Source organism: Mesorhizobium sp. M0052 (genome assembly GCF_040323255.1).
Classification (GTDB): domain Bacteria; phylum Pseudomonadota; class Alphaproteobacteria; order Rhizobiales; family Rhizobiaceae; genus Mesorhizobium.
Map to the genome: position 1 here is coordinate 119,240 of NZ_JAMYUS010000013.1, position 13,916 is coordinate 133,155.

Genomic DNA, 13,916 nt, shown 5'->3' on the forward strand with positions numbered 1-13,916 from the left:
CCCGTTTCCGATGCTCTATTTGCCTTGACGCAATTCCGAACGGGAAGCCGCTCATACTTCCCTGGAACCGCTCCAGTGCCGCCGATCACGTAATTCGCGACTCTAAACGGAATTGTGACCAAATTGAATGGCGCTTGGCAATATTGCCCGACTGTCGGGCCGCACCACGCCGTTCAGAGGCGGTTGACGACCAGGCAGTCGACCATGGCGGCAAGATGCAGCCCGGCGCCGGTGACGACAAAGCCGTGCCAGAGGGCATTGTGAAAGCGCAGGCGTTTCCAGGCGAAGAAGATGACGCCGCAGGAGTACACGATGCCGCCGGCGACAATCAGCGCGATCGAGGTCGTCGGCAACGTCGCCAGCAGCGGCTTGACCAGGACGACGCCGCTCCAGCCGATGGCGAGATAGAAGACAATGGCCAGACGATCGAAGCGGCCGGGCAGGAACACTTTCATGGCAATGCCGGTCAAAGCAGCGGTCCAGACAAGGACAATCATCGGCAGCGCCAGCGGCGAGCCGTCGAGCTGGGCCAGAAAGGGCGTGTAGGTCGCGGCGATCAGGAGATAGATCGCCGCATGATCGAAGCGCCGCAAGATCCACTTCGCCGGCGACGTCACCGGCCACAGATTGTAGGTCAGCGAAATCGACAGCACAGTCAGCAGCGACACCACGAAGAAGGCGGCGGCGATGTATTCGCCGGGACCGGCATGGAAGGCGGCCAGCGCCAGCAACGCCGAGCCGGCGGCTATCGCCAGCACGATGCCGACCGCATGGACGATGCCATCGGCGATCATCTCCGCACGCGAGTAGTGCCAACGCCCGACATAAGGGATTTCAACTGGCTGGTCTGGCTGCGCTTCTCGCGAGGATAGTGAAGGTATGCTCGTCATAAAAAATCCTGCGTCACCCTTATCTGGGCGGCCGCCGGGCAGTATTTCAAGCTTTGATTGCGGTTTTGCGACTGCGGCGCTTCAGCACGCCGCGCCGGCATGCCAAGTGATCAGCGCGCCGAAAGCGGCTTCTTCACCGCCTTGAGCAGCGCGCGCTGTATGACCTCGTTGCCGGCGACGAGCGAACCCGCTTCGAGCATATCCTGGCCGCCATCCATGTCGGAGACGAAGCCACCGGCCTCGCGGATCAGCAGCAGGCCGGCGGCAATGTCCCAGGCCGAAAGGCCGGTTTCCCAAAAGCCGTCCATGCGGCCGGCGGCGACATAAGCGAGATCGAGCGCGGCGGAACCCAGGCGGCGCACGCCCGAGACCTCGGCCATCACATTGCGCAACTCGACGAGGAAATTGCCGTGCTGGCCGCGGCCGAGATGCGGCACGCCGCAGCCGATGACGCAGTCGGTGAGCTTGCTGCGGCCGGCAACGCGCAGCCGGCGATCGTTCATGAAGGCGCCGCCGCCGCGCTCGGCGGTGTAGAGCTCATCCATTGCCGGATTGTAGATGACGGCGGCGACCAACTGGCCCTGTCGCTCCAGCGCGATCGAGATGGAAAAGATCGGAATGCCGTGCAGGAAATTGGTGGTGCCGTCGAGCGGGTCGACGATCCAACGGTGCTGGTCGTCGTCCCCTGCGATCATGCCGCGCTCTTCCATCAGGAAGGCATAGCCCGGCCGTGCCTTCGACAGTTCGGCAAACAGAATGTCCTCGGCCTTGCGGTCGGCTTGGCTGACATAGTCGCCCGGTCCCTTCATCGACACCTGCAGGTTCTGCACCTCGCCGAAGTCGCGCGACAGCGAGCGGCCGGCCTTCATGGCGGCCTGGACCATGACATTGAGAAGTGCGGAGCGTGCCATCGTATCTGTTCCTGCCTACGCGTCAGTCTGCGCGGCGCATGTAGGTGAGTTCGTTGGTGTCGACGACGATGCGTTCGCCAGCGCCGATGAATGGCGGCACCAGCACGCGGATGCCGTTTTCCAGCACCGCCGGCTTGTACGAGGACGCGGCCGTCTGGCCCTTCACCACCGGGTCGGCCTCGGTGATGGTCAGCGTCACCTGGTCGGGCAGCGAAATGCCGATCGGCCTGTCCTCATAGAGCTGGACCGTCACCATCATGCCGTCCTGCAGGAAGGCGGCGCGGTCGCCGACGAAATCCTTCGCCAGCTCGAGCTGCTCGTAGCTCTGCGTGTCCATGAACACCAGTGCGTCGTCCTGGGCGTAGAGGAAGGAAAAATCCTTCAGGTCGAGCCGGATCTGCTCGACGGTCTCGGCCGAGCGGAAGCGCTCGTTGAGCTTGGTGCCGTTGATCAGGTTCTTCAGTTCGACCTGGTTATAGGCACCGCCCTTGCCGGGCTTGACGGTGTTGGTCCTGACCGCCACCCAAAGGCCGCCATCGTGCTCGATGACATAGCCGGGACGGATTTCGTTGCCATTGATCTTGGCCATGATGAGATTGATCCGGGATGCTACCAACGGCTTGGCCGTTGGTATGGGGATGGTCGCTGGACAAGCGATTTCGGGCTCCCAAGACCACAAATCGGCAGGAGAGGCAAGGGGATGCCAGATCGCCCGACAAGGGCTGGTAGCCTCAAACCTGGGCCGCAATGACTCTGCCGACAGCCTCGACGATGGCGTCCGCAGCCTCAGTCAGCCGGTTGAGATGAGGCGAACGAAGTGCGGCGACCTGCAAGGAAAGGTCGACATCTTCCGTGTTGACCAGCATGAGGCCGTCGGGAAGTCCGCGCCTTGCAAGACGCAACGGCACTAGCCCAAGGCCGTGCCCCCGACGGACCCATTCCATCTGCAAGGCCGGATCCTGTATCTCCGCCGCGATCTCGAAATAACGCCTTCCGCCGACCAGAACGGACATGAGTTTCTGGCGCGCGTCGCAAGGGGCCGGACTAAGCACCCACGGCATGGGTGTCCGGCCACCGTCTTCCGGATCGGGGACGGTGGACGCAGCTATGACGCCAAGACGTTCAGTGCCAAGCGCTTCCGGGCCTGGCTTATCCGACGATCGCAGAACAATCGTCACATCGAGCTCGCCGCGTTCGAATTGACCGATTAGTTCGGCGCTCCAGCCCGTCTTGAGCCGTAGCGACACTTTCGGGAACGCCGCCGCGGCGTTGGCGATGGCCCCGGCGATGTCGCGGTCCGAGAGGCCATGGGCGAGACCCAGGCGGAACAGTCCTTCCGGCTCGGTCTTTCCGGCGAAGGATTTCAGCGCTTCTACGGAAGCGATGATATCGCGTCCGCGCGCCAGCACTTCCAGCCCCGTCGGCGTCAGTCGCGGCGGCTTTTGCCGGCGGTCGAGCAGCGTCGTGCCAAGCATGTCCTCCAGCCGCTGGATTTGCCGGGTCACAGCCGGCTGCGTCAGCGGCAGGCGCCGGGCGACCTTCTGGATCGAGCCCTCCTCGGCAAACAGGGCGAGCGTGCGCAATTCCTCAAGCATAGCTAGAACTATGTCTCGTAAGCATAATCATTGTAAACATTATGAATTTGAAATCCATCGCATGGCAAGCAATTTTCCTTTCAAACGAAAGGACGACGACAATGAAGGCAATCGAACTGCAGAAGCCGGGCGGCATCGACAATCTCAAGATGGTCGAACGACCAATGCCGGAGCCCGGCCGTCAGGAGATGATCGTCCGCGTCAAGGCGACGGCGCTCAACTATCGCGATGTCGAGATCGCGCGCGGCAGTTATCACACGACATTCCCCTTGCCGCTGGTGCCGCTTTCCGACGGCGTCGGCAAGGTCGTGGCGCTTGGCCCCGAGGTCAGCCGCTTCAAGGTCGGCGACCGGGTCTGCGGCACGTTCTGGCAGCGATGGGTCGGCGGCAGCTTCGCCATGGCCGAACCTTCCTACCAGCGCGGCGGCCCGATCGACGGTTTGCTGAGCGAATTCGCCCGGCTGGACGAACAGGCGGCGGTCATCGTCCCGGCACATCTCAGCGATGTCGAGGCGGCGACATTGCCTTGCGCCGCCGTCACTGCCTGGCATGCGTTGTTCACCGAGGGCAAGCTCAAGCCAGGCGAAACCGTGCTCAGCCTCGGCACCGGCGGCGTGTCGCTGTTTGCCGTGCAGTTGGCAAGGGCGGCCGGCGCGCGCGTCATTGTTACGTCGAGCAGCGATGAGAAGCTTGCCCGGGCGAAGGGGCTTGGCGCGCATGATGGCGTCAACTACCGCGACAATCCGGATTGGTCGTCGGCCGTGCTGGCGCTGACCGATGGCCGCGGCGCCGATCACATCATCGAAGTCGGTGGTCCCCAAAGTTTCGCGCAGTCGCTCAAGGCGTCGGCGCGCGGCGCCCAGATCAACGTCATCGGCTATCTCGGCGGCAGCGAAGGGGTGATCAATCCGCTCGACATCTTCCGACGCCAGGTGAAAGCACGCGGCATACCGGTCGGCTCGCGCGAGTCCTTCGAAGCGATGAACCGGGCGCTCGCCGTCAATGGGCTGCGGCCGGTGATCGACCGGGTCTTCCCATGGGCAGAGGCAGCGCAGGCCTTTCGCCATCTCGAACACGGCTCTCCCTTCGGCAAGGTCGTGCTGGATCATACACAGTGACGTTGCGTGTCAGGGCAGGCGGTTGGCCTTCTGCAAGGCTTGCTTTGTCTGATCGTCGGTCAGCCCTTGCAGGAAATCGTCCATCTCCGGATCGATAAGGCCGGCGCGGCGGGCGACCACATACCAGGCCCCGGCCAGGATCAGGTCGGGGTCGGTTCCGATGCCGCCCATATAAAGCTTTGCCAACCGGTTCTGGGCAGCGACATTGCCGCCTTCAGCTGCCTGCTTCATCCAGTTGAAGCCGGATTTCAGGTCGCGAACACCGCCCCGGCCCTCGATCATCCAGGCGGCAAGATCGATCTGCGCGGTGTCGTAGTTCTGCCTGGCAGCCTGTGCCAGCAAGCTGCGGGCCTTTGCATCGTCGCGGGTCTTGCCGCCGACGCCATTGGCATAGACCTGCGCCATCGCATACTGGGCATCGGCAAGCCCTGTCGCCGCGGCACGCTCATAATAAGGCACAGCCCTGGCGATGCCGGCATCGCCCGGATCCTGCTGCACGAGCAATTGCGCGAAGTTGAACTGCGCCAGCCGGTTGCCGGCTTCGGCGGCGGCCTGCATCAGCGCGTAGGCTCCCTTCTCGTCCTTCTTGACGTAGCGGCCGTCGAGCAGCATCAGCGCATACTGGAACTGCGATTCAGGAATTCCCTGCTCGGCGGCCTGCGCGTACCATTTGGCCGCCTCTGCGGGATTAAGCGGTACGCCCAGCCCGCGCGACAGAATCTCGGCCACCAGCGTTTGCGCCGCCGGGTCGCCATTCTTGGCCCGCACCAGCGCCAGATTGTAGGCGGTCTTGTAAAGACCGCGCTGGAAAGCGCCATAGGCGGGGTCCGCCGGCTTGGCGCCGAAACGCTCCGGGTTGATCGCGTCGGCCGACGGCAGCGGCGCGGTTGTCGCGGGCTGCGGCAGCGGGGTGTCGATCGGCTTTTCGATATGGACGCCGGAATCGGTGGCACCGGCTTTTGGAGCACCCGCATCGGGAGCGATCGCATCCGGCACGCTGAGGGCGGGCGCGCTGGTGTCCGGCCTCGGCTGCGGCAGCGGAACGGTCTCCGCCGCGATCGCTGCCCCGCTCATCAAGGCCGCAACGAGAACCGCGAGAGGAAGTCCATGTCGGCGCACGTCAGCCCTCGAAGCGCGGCGCGGTTTGGTCGAGCAGCGCATTGGCGGCGGCAATCGCCGCCTTCGGATCGGCGCCTTCGGCAAAGACGGCGCTGGACAGCGCCACGAACTCGGCGCCAGTGGCGGCCACTGCTTCTACCGAAGCGATGGCGGAACCGGCCATGACGATGCAAGGGATCTCAATCACGTCCGCCCACCATTGCCCGAGCGACAGGTTGCGCGGATGCGGTTCCGGCTTGTTGTCGTAGCCGAAGCGGCCGAAGAAGATGTAGTCGGGCCTGGTTTCGCCGAGTTCCAGCGCGTCGTCGCGCGTCTTGGCGCCACCGGCGCCGACCATCATCTTGCCCTGGAAGTGTTCGATGGTCTCAGCGAGCGCGTCCTTGGAAACCTCGACATGAATGCCGTCGGCCTGGACACGGCCGGCAATGCGGGTATCGCCGGCGATGATGACGGCGATGCCGGCCGCTTGCGCGGCCGGTACGATCTGTTCTGCAAAAGCCTGGAAGGCAGCCTCGTCCATGCCGTTTTCAGGCAGGATCAGCGAAGCGATATCACCGCCGTCGAAGGCAGCCGCAATGCGCTGCGCCGGAGCGTCCTTGGGTGCGATCAGCACGATGCGGCAGCGGTTGGGGGGTGTTGCGTCGTTCATGGCTTTCGATCCCGGGTTTCGCCTATGCCGGGCGAAGATGGTTGCATTGCGGCATAGAACAAAGCGCCCGCCTTGAACAGGCGGGCGGGGATCGATGAGATGGCTTTGGTTTACGATAGCCCGCAAGAAGACGCTCTGCCGCTCATTTGACGGCTTGCGGGCTTTCGACCGTTGGTTTGGCTTTCCACAAAGTCCAGCCGAGGTTCATGCCGGCGGCGGCGACCAGGATCGCGGCGGCGCCGACGAGCTGGGCCGGATGCAGCCGGTGGCCGAAAGCCATGACATCGACCAGGATCGCCACGACAGGATAGATGAAGGACAGCGACCCCTGCAGATGCGTCGGCAGTTTCTGGATGGCGGCGTACATCAATATGTACACCAGGCCCGTGTGAACGACGCCAAGCGTGGCCAGCATGGCCCAGCTCCAGGCATCTGCGGGCAAATGCGAGAGGTTGGCGAAGGGCGCCAGCATGACGACGCCGACGCAGACCTGGATCAGCGCGATCAGATGCGGCGGGGTGCCCTTGAGCTTCTTGGCGACGATTGCCGCGACAGCCCAGAAGAAGGCCGCTCCGAGCGCCATGACGATGCCGATGACATAATCTGTGCCGGTTATGCCGGAACCGACACCCGCATCGGGCCCTGTCTGCACGATCAGCAGCATGCCGGCGAAGGCGATGCCGAGCCAGGTCAGCTTGGCCAGGGTCAGCCGCTCGCCGAAGAACAGCGCGCCGAAGCCGACCAGCATGAAGGGCTGCGTGTTGTAGACCGCCGTGGCAATCGAGATCGAGGCGCGGGAGAAGGCGCTGAACAGCAACAGCCAGTTGATGACAATGGCCGCGCCGCCAAGAGCGGCGATGGCAACAATGCGCAGCGTCAGCCTGCCGCGCAGCAGCCCGAGTGCCGCGCAGGTGATCAGCAGCGCCACCGCTCCGAAAGCGCAGCGCCAGAACACCACGTCCATGACGGGCTGGCCCGACATGACGACAAACCAGCCGATCGTGCCGACGATCGTCATCGCCGCCGTCATCTCGATCGTGCCGCGTACCGTGTTGTCCATGACAATACCTCTATCTGTTGAGGCCATAATCTCATGCCGCCTTGAGGGTTTATATGCCTTATGAAAGGTGATAAGCGCACAACACCTTATTTAATAAGGCGCGCGCTGCCCTTTTGCTAGGAGATGAAAATGCTGGACGAGTTGGACAGAAAGCTTCTCGACATCCTGATCCTGGATTCGCGGACTTCGTTGAAGGATCTGGCGCAGCAGGTCGGGCTGTCGTCGCCGAGCGTCTCGGAACGGCTGCGGCGGCTCGAGGAACGCGGCGTCATCCGCGCCTTCACCATCGAGATCGACCCGGAGGCGCTGGGGTTTCCGCTGCAGGCGATCGTGCGGGTGCGGCCACTGCCGGGCAAGCTGCACATCGTGCAGAAGCTGATTGAGGAGATCCCGGAATTCGGCGAATGCGACAAGGTCACCGGCGACGACTGTTTCGTGGCCCGGCTCTACGTGCGCTCCATCGGCGAGCTCGACAAGCTTCTCGACCGCATCGCCGACAAGGCGGAGACCAGCACCGCCATCATCAAGGCGCAGCCGATCCGGCGCCGTCCGCCGCCACTGAATTAAGCTCCAGCTTGTAGCCGATGTGGCTGGCCTTGAAGCCGAGCCGGTCATAGAAGCGATGCGCGTCCTGGCGGCTCTTGTTGGTGGTCAGCTGGACAATCTTGCAGCCGCGTTCACGGCACTGTTCGACCGCCCATTCCAGCAGACGCTGTCCCAGCCGTTCGCCGCGGCGGTCCGCGGCGACGCGCACAGCCTCGATCTGGCCGCGCAAGGCGCCCTGCAGCGACAGCCCGGCGAGATAGCTGATCTGCAACGTGCCGATGACGCGGCCGCTATCCGTCATCACGGCAAGAAACTGGTTGGGGTCGGCGTCGATGGCGGCAAAGGCGTCGCGATAGGCCTTGGCGAGTGGCTCGGTCGCATCCTCGCGGCTGCGGCCAAGCGGATCGTCGGCGAGCATGGCTACGATGGCAGGCAGGTCGGCCGCTTCGGCGCGGCGGATGTGGGGTTCGCTCATTGTCAAAAACCTGGGGTCAAAAACCTGGGGTCAAAACCTGGGGCCAAAACCTGGGGTCAAAACCTGATGTGCATCGGACGGCGCCCTTATGCATCGGCGGCGATCTTGCCGTAAATCCGGAACCGTCGCTTTACGCACAGTTGATCGACACGGCCGGCATTTTCCCGGTCGCGGCGCAAGGGTTTCTGGGCTATTGCAGGGCAACCGTCTTCCCTCCAGCATTTCCAGTTCATGTCAGGTCTGCTCGCCGATCCGTGGTTTTATGCCGCCGCCATTCCGGCGGTGATACTTGTCGGGCTGTCGAAAGGCGGCTTCGGCGGCGCTGTCGGCTTCGTTGGCGTGCCTTTGATGGCGCTGGCCATGCCGCCGGTGCAGGCGGCGGCCATCCTGCTGCCGATCCTGTGCCTGATGGACATCGTTTCGGTGTGGACGTGGTGGGGCGTCTACGACAGAAAGATGCTGGTCGACATGATGCCGGGCGCGGTGATCGGCATTGGGCTCGGCTGGCTGACGGCAGCGCTCGTAACCGAAGAGATGGTGCGGCTGATCGTCGGCGCTGTCGCGCTGATCTTCGTGCTGCGCTGGCTCTATCTCCAGTTCCGCCACGGTTCCGACCATGCGGCGGCGCCCAACCGCATCGCCGCCGCCTTCTGGGGCACCGTCGCCGGCTTCACCAGCTTCGTCGCCCATGTCGGCGGGCCCCCCTTCCAGGTCTATGCGCTGCCGATACGGCTCGATCCGAAGGTGCTGTCGGGGACATCGGCGATCTTCTTTGCCGCCACCAACGCGCTGAAGCTGATCCCCTACTTCGCGCTTGGCCAGTTCGACACCGCCAACCTGACGGCGTCGGCCGTGCTGATGCCGCTGGCGCCGCTGGCCACCATCGCCGGCGCCTGGCTGGTGCGGCGCATGCGGCCGGAGATTTTTTATCCCTTCACCTACGCGACCGTGGCCGTGGTCGCGGTCAAGCTGCTTTGGGACGGGATCGCCGGCCTGCTCTAAATCCCGCTCAGGCGGCTGCCGGTTTGGTTCGCGGGGCGCTCGCAAAGGTCAGCGATGCACCACCAACGACCACGACCGCCATGGCGCCGAGAGTGGCGATGTCGTGCGCGGTCGGCTTCAGCACCATGTCGGCGACGACGACGATCATGATGACGAAATCGAACTTGACGATCCGTATCATGCGGCGCCCAAACGCTATGGCAGCCGGGGTCATGCCGTCCGCGGCAAGCATTGTGGCAAGCTTTTCGAACGAAGGCTTCAGCACGAGGATACCGGTCAGAAACGCGGCGGCGTAGCCGCAAAGGCCGATGACGACCCAAAGGTCGGAGAAGCCGGTCCATAGCGAAGTCAGCACCAGACCAGAAGCCAGGGTCGCGATAGACGCCGGCACGAACAGACGCAAGCCGAGTTTGTCCGTCGTTCTCAGCATGACCATCAGCGTCTCGTCGTCGCCGTCGCGATCGGCGAGTATCGAAACCAGCAGCATGGCGAAACCGCCGCCGAGCCAGAGGATCGCTGCCATGACATGCAGGAATTTGAAGAGAGAATACCAGTCCATTGCCGCTCCTTGTGCATCGTTCCGGGGGTAAACGCTGCTATCGCGCGTCTGCTTCCGAAGGAGGGCGGATTATCTCCGTACATGTATCCAGAAGATGCCGCGTGGGTGCCGGCTTGTTGCGGTGGCGCCGTCGCCGGATTTTACCGCCAGCCCGCACAATACCCGGCATTTGCCGGATAGACGCCGTGTCGGCATTGGCTGGTTTCGCGGCATGATCCTGAAACCTGCGGGGACTAAGCCGCTCGCGACCGACGCTCCATTTTGGCCGCGCGCGGTCGGACCAAGTCTGCAACAACCAACGAGGGTATCCCATGCAAGGCGTAGCACGAAATTTCTTCACCCTGGCCGTCATCTATTCCCTGTGCGGCATGGCGCTCGGCCTGCATATGGCGATCTCCAATGACCATGGGCAGATGCCGACCCACGCGCACACCATGGTGGCGGGCTGGCTGATGTCGGCGGTGTTTGCCTTCTTCTACCACCTGTTTCCAGCGGTCGGGCAAAAGACGATTGCCGTCGTGCATTTCTGGCTGACGGCAATCTGCGGCATCGCACTGATGATTGGGCTTTACTTTGAACTTGCCGGCCATCCGGAGATCGAGCCGGTGCTGGCTTCCTCCTCGATGGGGTTTTATGCGGCAATGCTGCTGTTCGCCTTCATTTCCTTGCCGGCTGTGTGGAAGAAGGCATGAACAAGCCGACGATCAGGCTTAGGGCACCGTTGTGCTGATACGGCACAGAAGGGCAGCGGTCGATCAAGAAATATCCGCGCCGTTAAGGGTTCATTAAGCTTTACAGGTGTTTACTATGTCCATCCAGTGATCTGGATTCTTACCGAGTGGTTGGAGCCACTTCGTTTGACGCCTCCCTGTTAAACTCCTGAGAGCCGCCTTATCCGCGGCTCTTTTTTTGTCTGCTTTTGGTCCGCTTGGCGCCCCTGCGCAGGCGTTAACCGTTTGTTAAACATGTGCTTGCCTTCGCCGGCGGCGAAGCGCATTTTCAAGCTTCAGTCATCTAGGGTGCCGGCGTGACGGCGAGAAGCCGAATCAGCCGACGGGGCAGTGCAGGGGCGTATCGATGAACGAGCCTTCGAAGGGCATCGCGAAAACCATCAAGCTGGCGGAACGCCGGGTTTTCTCCCAATCCTTCAAACCGCTCTACCAGGAAGGCATGGGCCTGGTCGAACAGGCAGCCGAGTATCTTGACGGCAAGGGCCGGGCCGAGGCCAAGAAGCTGTCCAGACTGGCGGCGACGCTCTATGCGGCCGAATCGATGCGGCTGACCACAAGGCTGATGCAGGTCGCCTCCTGGCTGCTTTTGCAGCGGGCGGCAAATTCCGGCGAGATGACCCGCGATCAGGTCGCTTCGGAAAAATCCAAGGTGCGTCTCGACACCGCCTCGGCGCATGACGAAGCGGTCGGCTGGGGCGAACTGCCGAAGGATTTCCTCGACCTCGTCACCCGCTCGCTGCGCCTGCAGGCGCTGGTGCGCCGCATGGACGAAGAGATCTATGGCGGCGCGTTTGCCGAGACGCCTGCCGCCGCCCGCCGCGCCAATCCGGTTTCCGACCAGATCACGCTGCTGAACACGGCTTTCGCTCGAGGTTAAACGCCTCCGTTTCCGGTTTGTTCACATTTCGCTGACATCGCTGTGCGCCGGAGGTAGACTTCGCGCATGAGGGAAGCGATTCGCATTATCGGTATCGATCCGGGGCTGAGGCGCACCGGCTGGGGCATCGTCGAGAGCCTCGGCAACTCGCTGCGCTTTATCAGCTCCGGCACTGTACGCTCCGACGACAAGGCGGCACTGGCGACACGGCTCTGCCAATTGCATGACGGGCTGGCCGAGATCCTGCATGCGGCCATGCCGCAGGAAGCGGCCGTCGAACAGACCTTCGTCAACAAGGATGCCGTGGCGACGCTGAAGCTCGGCCAGGCGCGCGGCATAGCCATGCTGGTGCCGGCGCGCGCCGGCCTTGTCGTCGCCGAATATGCCCCCAATGCCGTCAAGAAGGCGGTGATCGGCGTTGGCCATGGCGACAAGAAGCAGATCCACATGATGGTAAAGGTGCTGTTGCCGAAAGCCGTTTTCGACACCGAACATGCCGCCGACGCGTTGGCTATCGCCATCTGCCACGCGCATCACCGGCAAAGCGTCGCCTACAGGATGGCGCTGGCATGAGGGATCACGCATGATCGGCAAATTGAAAGGCACGCTGGACGAGATCGAGGAGGATTTCTGCCTCGTCGATGTGCACGGCGTCGGCTATGTCGCCTATTGCTCGGCGCGCACGCTGGCCGCGCTGCCTTCGCCCGGCGAGGCGGTGGTGCTGTTCATCGAGACCTATGTGCGCGAGGACATGATCCGGCTCTACGGTTTCCAGTCGGTGCTTGAGCGCGAATGGTTCCGGCTGTTGATGAGCAATGTGCAAGGCGTCGGCGCCAAGGTGGCGCTGGCCATCCTGTCGACGCTGGCGCCGGCAGACCTCGCCAATGCGATCGCGCTGCGCGACATCGCCATGGTCAGCCGCGCGCCCGGCGTCGGCAAGAAGGTGGCCGAGCGCATCGTCACCGAGTTGAAGAACAAGGCGCCGGCCTATGCCGGAACCGCCTCCGGCACCATCGGCCTTAAGCAGGAGCTCGGCGAAGGCGTGGCGCCGGCGCCGATTACCGACGCCGTCTCGGCGCTGGTCAATCTCGGCTATTCGCGCGACACAGCAGCCAATGCTGTCGCGGCGGCGCTGAAGACGGCCGGCGAGGACGCCGATGCCTCGAAGCTCATTCGTTTCGGGCTGAAGGAACTGGCGCGGTGAGTGATTGCTTGTCCGGTCCTTTGCCCTGTGCGAGGAAGGCCGCATGAGCCTTTCACCCCGCCTCATTGCCCCGGAAAAGCGCGGCGAGGATGCTGAGCAGACCTTGCGGCCGCAGACGCTCGCCGATTTCGTCGGCCAGGCCGCAGTGCGGGCCAATCTCAAAGTCTTCATCGAGGCCGCCAAGGGCCGCAGCGAGGCGCTTGACCATGTGCTGTTCGTCGGGCCGCCGGGGCTTGGCAAGACAACGCTGGCGCAGATCATGGCGCGCGAGCTCGGCGTCAATTTCCGCTCGACCTCCGGTCCGGTGATCGCCAAGGCCGGCGATCTCGCCGCACTTCTCACCAATCTCGAAGACCGCGATGTGCTGTTCATCGATGAGATCCACCGGCTCAATCCGGCAGTCGAGGAGATCCTTTACCCGGCGATGGAGGATTTCCAGCTCGACCTGATCATCGGCGAAGGTCCGGCGGCACGCTCGGTCAAGATCGATCTTGCCCGCTTCACGCTCGTTGCCGCCACCACCAGGCTCGGCCTTTTGACCAACCCGCTGCGCGATCGCTTCGGCATTCCGGTGCGGCTTAATTTCTATTCGGTCGAGGAACTGGAGCAGATCGTGCGCCGCGGCGCCCGTATCCTACAAATGCCGCTCGGCGACGACGGCGCGCTTGAGATTGCGCGCCGCGCCCGCGGCACGCCGCGCATCGCCGGCCGGCTGTTGCGCCGCGTGCGCGATTTCGCCTCCGTCGCCGGCGACGGCCACGTCGACAAGCAGATTGCCGACGAAGCTCTCACCCGGCTCGAGGTCGACGCGCTCGGCCTCGACGCACTCGACCGCCGCTATCTCTCGATGATCGCGCGCAATTTCGGTGGTGGGCCGGTCGGCATCGAAACCATCGCCGCCGGCCTCTCCGAGCCGCGCGACGCCATCGAGGACATTATCGAGCCCTATCTGATCCAGCAGGGTTTCATCCAACGCACGCCACGCGGCCGCGTGCTGACCGCCAACGCCTGGCGCCATCTCGGCCTCGACGCGCCAAAGGATCTGGCACAGCAGCAGATCAACCTGTTCCAGGAAGAGTAACGGACATTTGTTCTTCGGAACGGATTTCTGTGCAGAATCTCCTCAAACCTGCCAGCGTGAAGGCGCATTCCTCGATTGTATCGGGCGTCGCAATGTCGG

At 63.4% G+C, this 13,916-nt stretch carries 17 protein-coding genes; 8 read left to right on the top strand and 9 right to left on the bottom strand.

Annotated features, from left to right (window positions below; all coding sequences use genetic code 11):
* Positions 1-173: 173 nt before the first annotated feature.
* The 4 genes from trhA to NKJ77_RS18975 all read right to left on the bottom strand — a co-directional run bounded on the left by trhA (position 174) and on the right by NKJ77_RS18975 (position 3,396).
* On the bottom strand, positions 174-890 hold the full coding sequence (gene trhA, locus NKJ77_RS18960; RefSeq protein ID WP_352535581.1) for a PAQR family membrane homeostasis protein TrhA: 717 nt from the start codon (positions 888-890) through the stop codon (positions 174-176).
* 110 nt (positions 891-1,000) lie between these two features.
* The gene (locus tag NKJ77_RS18965) at positions 1,001-1,801 is read right to left on the bottom strand and encodes an inositol monophosphatase family protein (protein WP_023684166.1); all 801 of its coding nucleotides are present in this window, start codon (positions 1,799-1,801) and stop codon (positions 1,001-1,003) included.
* A gap of 22 nt (positions 1,802-1,823) precedes the next feature.
* Positions 1,824-2,390, bottom strand: coding sequence for an elongation factor P (efp, locus tag NKJ77_RS18970; RefSeq protein ID WP_023668757.1), 567 nt, complete (start codon positions 2,388-2,390; stop codon positions 1,824-1,826).
* Positions 2,391-2,532: 142 nt separating this feature from the next.
* Positions 2,533-3,396: a LysR family transcriptional regulator gene (locus tag NKJ77_RS18975; RefSeq protein ID WP_023694589.1), complete on the bottom strand. Its 864-nt coding sequence runs from the start codon at positions 3,394-3,396 to the stop codon at positions 2,533-2,535.
* Between the two features lie 101 nt (positions 3,397-3,497).
* On the opposite strand from NKJ77_RS18975, the gene NKJ77_RS18980 reads away from it, so the two are divergent.
* Positions 3,498-4,514, top strand: coding sequence for a zinc-dependent alcohol dehydrogenase family protein (locus tag NKJ77_RS18980; protein WP_023744985.1), 1,017 nt, complete (start codon positions 3,498-3,500; stop codon positions 4,512-4,514).
* 9 nt (positions 4,515-4,523) lie between these two features.
* Here NKJ77_RS18980 and NKJ77_RS18985 read toward each other — a convergent pair whose 3' ends face one another.
* The 3 genes from NKJ77_RS18985 to NKJ77_RS18995 all read right to left on the bottom strand — a co-directional run bounded on the left by NKJ77_RS18985 (position 4,524) and on the right by NKJ77_RS18995 (position 7,342).
* On the bottom strand, positions 4,524-5,588 hold the full coding sequence (locus tag NKJ77_RS18985) for a tetratricopeptide repeat protein (RefSeq protein WP_198022448.1): 1,065 nt from the start codon (positions 5,586-5,588) through the stop codon (positions 4,524-4,526).
* A 46-nt stretch (positions 5,589-5,634) separates the two neighbouring features.
* Positions 5,635-6,282, bottom strand: coding sequence for a thiamine phosphate synthase (locus NKJ77_RS18990; protein ID WP_023668761.1), 648 nt, complete (start codon positions 6,280-6,282; stop codon positions 5,635-5,637).
* Between the two features lie 142 nt (positions 6,283-6,424).
* Positions 6,425-7,342, bottom strand: coding sequence for a DMT family transporter (locus NKJ77_RS18995; RefSeq protein ID WP_023684172.1), 918 nt, complete (start codon positions 7,340-7,342; stop codon positions 6,425-6,427).
* A 129-nt stretch (positions 7,343-7,471) separates the two neighbouring features.
* Here NKJ77_RS18995 and NKJ77_RS19000 point away from each other — a divergent pair, with 129 nt between their 5' ends.
* Positions 7,472-7,909 carry an Lrp/AsnC family transcriptional regulator gene (locus NKJ77_RS19000; protein ID WP_023704892.1) on the top strand — a complete coding sequence of 146 codons (438 nt, stop codon included), beginning with the start codon at positions 7,472-7,474 and terminating at the stop codon, positions 7,907-7,909.
* Here the strand turns inward: NKJ77_RS19000 and NKJ77_RS19005 are convergent.
* A complete protein-coding gene (locus NKJ77_RS19005; RefSeq protein ID WP_023728625.1) occupies positions 7,866-8,363 on the bottom strand; it encodes a GNAT family N-acetyltransferase in 498 nt (165 codons plus the stop codon). The genes NKJ77_RS19000 and NKJ77_RS19005 overlap by 44 nt on opposite strands.
* 231 nt (positions 8,364-8,594) lie before the next feature.
* Between NKJ77_RS19005 and NKJ77_RS19010 the strand changes: the two genes are divergently transcribed.
* Complete coding sequence (locus tag NKJ77_RS19010) at positions 8,595-9,365, top strand: sulfite exporter TauE/SafE family protein (RefSeq protein ID WP_023668765.1); 771 nt, start codon at positions 8,595-8,597, stop codon at positions 9,363-9,365.
* Between the two features lie 7 nt (positions 9,366-9,372).
* Here the strand turns inward: NKJ77_RS19010 and NKJ77_RS19015 are convergent, their stop codons facing one another.
* Entirely contained in the window at positions 9,373-9,924 is a 552-nt protein-coding gene (locus NKJ77_RS19015) for a DUF2269 family protein (RefSeq protein ID WP_023694595.1), read from the bottom strand.
* A 311-nt stretch (positions 9,925-10,235) separates the two neighbouring features.
* On the opposite strand from NKJ77_RS19015, the gene NKJ77_RS19020 reads away from it, so the two are divergent.
* The 5 genes from NKJ77_RS19020 (at position 10,236) to ruvB (ending at position 13,817) form a co-directional block, all read left to right on the top strand.
* Positions 10,236-10,616: a hypothetical protein gene (locus tag NKJ77_RS19020; protein WP_023668767.1), complete on the top strand. Its 381-nt coding sequence runs from the start codon at positions 10,236-10,238 to the stop codon at positions 10,614-10,616.
* A gap of 385 nt (positions 10,617-11,001) precedes the next feature.
* A complete protein-coding gene (gene rcdA, locus NKJ77_RS19025; protein WP_023668768.1) occupies positions 11,002-11,532 on the top strand; it encodes a protease adaptor protein RcdA in 531 nt (176 codons plus the stop codon).
* Positions 11,533-11,598: 66 nt separating this feature from the next.
* A complete protein-coding gene (ruvC, locus tag NKJ77_RS19030; protein WP_023668769.1) occupies positions 11,599-12,105 on the top strand; it encodes a crossover junction endodeoxyribonuclease RuvC in 507 nt (168 codons plus the stop codon).
* Between the two features lie 10 nt (positions 12,106-12,115).
* Positions 12,116-12,736 carry a Holliday junction branch migration protein RuvA gene (gene ruvA, locus NKJ77_RS19035; RefSeq protein ID WP_023668770.1) on the top strand — a complete coding sequence of 207 codons (621 nt, stop codon included), beginning with the start codon at positions 12,116-12,118 and terminating at the stop codon, positions 12,734-12,736.
* Positions 12,737-12,779: 43 nt separating this feature from the next.
* Positions 12,780-13,817, top strand: coding sequence for a Holliday junction branch migration DNA helicase RuvB (gene ruvB / locus NKJ77_RS19040; RefSeq protein WP_023700287.1), 1,038 nt, complete (start codon positions 12,780-12,782; stop codon positions 13,815-13,817).
* The last annotated feature ends 99 nt before the right edge of the window (positions 13,818-13,916 follow it).

What these genes read in the sequence shown, in the direction of transcription:
- trhA (WP_352535581.1), bottom strand. Translation starts at nt 890, where the DNA reads ATGACGAGCATACCTTCACTATCCTCGCGAGAAGCGCAGCCAGACCAG.
- NKJ77_RS18965 (WP_023684166.1), bottom strand. Translation starts at nt 1,801, where the DNA reads ATGGCACGCTCCGCACTTCTCAATGTCATGGTCCAGGCCGCCATGAAG.
- efp (WP_023668757.1), bottom strand. Translation starts at nt 2,390, where the DNA reads ATGGCCAAGATCAATGGCAACGAAATCCGTCCCGGCTATGTCATCGAG.
- NKJ77_RS18975 (WP_023694589.1), bottom strand. Translation starts at nt 3,396, where the DNA reads ATGCTTGAGGAATTGCGCACGCTCGCCCTGTTTGCCGAGGAGGGCTCG.
- NKJ77_RS18980 (WP_023744985.1), top strand. Translation starts at nt 3,498, where the DNA reads ATGAAGGCAATCGAACTGCAGAAGCCGGGCGGCATCGACAATCTCAAG.
- NKJ77_RS18985 (WP_198022448.1), bottom strand. Translation starts at nt 5,588, where the DNA reads ATGAGCGGGGCAGCGATCGCGGCGGAGACCGTTCCGCTGCCGCAGCCG.
- NKJ77_RS18990 (WP_023668761.1), bottom strand. Translation starts at nt 6,282, where the DNA reads ATGAACGACGCAACACCCCCCAACCGCTGCCGCATCGTGCTGATCGCA.
- NKJ77_RS18995 (WP_023684172.1), bottom strand. Translation starts at nt 7,342, where the DNA reads ATGGACAACACGGTACGCGGCACGATCGAGATGACGGCGGCGATGACG.
- NKJ77_RS19000 (WP_023704892.1), top strand. Translation starts at nt 7,472, where the DNA reads ATGCTGGACGAGTTGGACAGAAAGCTTCTCGACATCCTGATCCTGGAT.
- NKJ77_RS19005 (WP_023728625.1), bottom strand. Translation starts at nt 8,363, where the DNA reads ATGAGCGAACCCCACATCCGCCGCGCCGAAGCGGCCGACCTGCCTGCC.
- NKJ77_RS19010 (WP_023668765.1), top strand. Translation starts at nt 8,595, where the DNA reads ATGTCAGGTCTGCTCGCCGATCCGTGGTTTTATGCCGCCGCCATTCCG.
- NKJ77_RS19015 (WP_023694595.1), bottom strand. Translation starts at nt 9,924, where the DNA reads ATGGACTGGTATTCTCTCTTCAAATTCCTGCATGTCATGGCAGCGATC.
- NKJ77_RS19020 (WP_023668767.1), top strand. Translation starts at nt 10,236, where the DNA reads ATGCAAGGCGTAGCACGAAATTTCTTCACCCTGGCCGTCATCTATTCC.
- rcdA (WP_023668768.1), top strand. Translation starts at nt 11,002, where the DNA reads ATGAACGAGCCTTCGAAGGGCATCGCGAAAACCATCAAGCTGGCGGAA.
- ruvC (WP_023668769.1), top strand. Translation starts at nt 11,599, where the DNA reads ATGAGGGAAGCGATTCGCATTATCGGTATCGATCCGGGGCTGAGGCGC.
- ruvA (WP_023668770.1), top strand. Translation starts at nt 12,116, where the DNA reads ATGATCGGCAAATTGAAAGGCACGCTGGACGAGATCGAGGAGGATTTC.
- ruvB (WP_023700287.1), top strand. Translation starts at nt 12,780, where the DNA reads ATGAGCCTTTCACCCCGCCTCATTGCCCCGGAAAAGCGCGGCGAGGAT.